3 protein-coding genes are annotated in these 1,564 nt (G+C 31.4%); all 3 read right to left on the reverse strand.

Annotated features, from left to right (window positions below; all coding sequences use genetic code 11):
* Positions 1-178: helix-turn-helix domain-containing protein (locus tag A9G37_RS13385; RefSeq protein ID WP_141670989.1), on the reverse strand; the 178-nt coding region annotated here is incomplete at its 3' end.
* Positions 179-461: 283 nt separating this feature from the next.
* The gene (locus A9G37_RS01075) at positions 462-845 is read right to left on the reverse strand and encodes a hypothetical protein (protein ID WP_065574363.1); all 384 of its coding nucleotides are present in this window, start codon (positions 843-845) and stop codon (positions 462-464) included.
* A gap of 389 nt (positions 846-1,234) precedes the next feature.
* Positions 1,235-1,564 (reverse strand): integrase core domain-containing protein (locus A9G37_RS01080; RefSeq protein WP_141670990.1); only part of this gene is annotated, 330 nt, incomplete at its 5' end.

The following is a 1,564-nucleotide window of genomic DNA, read 5'->3' on the forward strand; positions in this document are numbered from 1 at the left end:
GGGTTACCGCATCATGTGCTTGATAGGCTTGATTAGGTTTTGAGTTTCTTTTTATCTCTCGACTTATTGTCGAAGGATGTCTATTGAGTAGCTGGGCTATCTCTTTTTTATTCTTTCCGGCTTGTAATAATACGAAAATTTGGTATCTTTCCTTCCTAGAAAGGTGATTATAATACATAGCAATCTCCAAACTGTGGTGGTGCGAAGGTGCTAGTATAAATCACCTTTCTACTTTCTTCACTCCACCGTGTTTAAAATTGCACTTCATGTTTGAATCCAGGATTATCAAATTTTTGCAAAGCATCAATTAGAATTGTTTAACCCTGCCATTGGTTTTCCTTTATGAGAATAACTTCATTTATATTTTTCATAAAAATCGTTATATATCTCAACGATATCTTTATTCTCACTCTTTTTACATCTGTTAATAAAAGAATTTTTTAACTCTTTGTAATTCAATTCTAATAGCAATTCTGCAATTCTTCGCTGTTTATTTCACATGTGCCAGATGTTTCTATAAAAATAATATCTCTTCCTAGTGAAAAAACTAAAATACCTGTATCTTCACAAGATATCACTTTAGCCTTGAAAAACATGTTGTTATTAATTAAATAAAAGCCATACCCAGGTATTTTTTCAAGAGTTATATTCTTACCCCACTCAAAAAAATCATCGATTTCTAATTCAATATTATAATATGTGTTTGATAATGATTTACTATTGTCCCAAATCGCAACACCACACCCTAAATCAGATTTGAACTCTACTAAATTCTCGTCTATTTTACTTACTAAAGTAATTTTCATTTTTTTATGGTATTTAATAACTCTATTATTAGTATTCATTACATTATCAACAGGATCTGAATTACATGTTTATTCATGATAATGATGTTTTGTTTGCTTGCTATTTATTTCATGATTGCTATAACAAATACACTATTTTGCATCATGGGACGCGATTCTATCATAATTTGCTAAGTTCTTTCTAGGATGCTTGCTTATTTGAATAAAAACTTAATTTAAATGCAAATTGATATCATAAGGTGTAATAGTCTTTATTTATAGGATTTACTAGCGTTGTTTACAGTAATTTGAGAAACTACTGTAAGGAATATACATAAGAAAACAAAACAAAACTAACGCCTTGTTAGGCTATTTGCCTGAAGCAGATAACAGCAATACACAAGAGACCTGTAAATGCCCCAAACTTAGTACACAACTCACGTAGAAAATTAAGCTGCCTGTTTTAGTGTTTTATACTCAATCGGTGTCATGTTATTTAATGCCTCATGCGGTCTTTCGGTGTTATAAATCGTTAGCCATTCTTCGGTTATTCTCCTTGCTTGTGCTAAGTTGTTAAAAAGATATAAATCGAGTACTTCAGTACGATAGGTACGATTAAATCGTTCAATATAGCCATTTTGATAAGGGCTACCAGGCTTTATATAATCAATGGCTATATCATGTGATTTAGCCCAGTTTATAAAGGTTTTTCCTGTAAATTCTGGCCCATTATCGACCCGTATTTTTAATGGATATCCATGATATTCGGCCAGTTTATC

The organism is Gilliamella sp. GillExp13 (assembly GCF_001690815.1).
Lineage (GTDB): Bacteria > Pseudomonadota > Gammaproteobacteria > Enterobacterales > Orbaceae > Gilliamella > Gilliamella bombi.

Coding starts and splice junctions, on each gene's coding strand:
- A9G37_RS01075 (WP_065574363.1), bottom strand. CDS start 845: ATGAATACTAATAATAGAGTTATTAAATACCATAAAAAAATGAAAATT.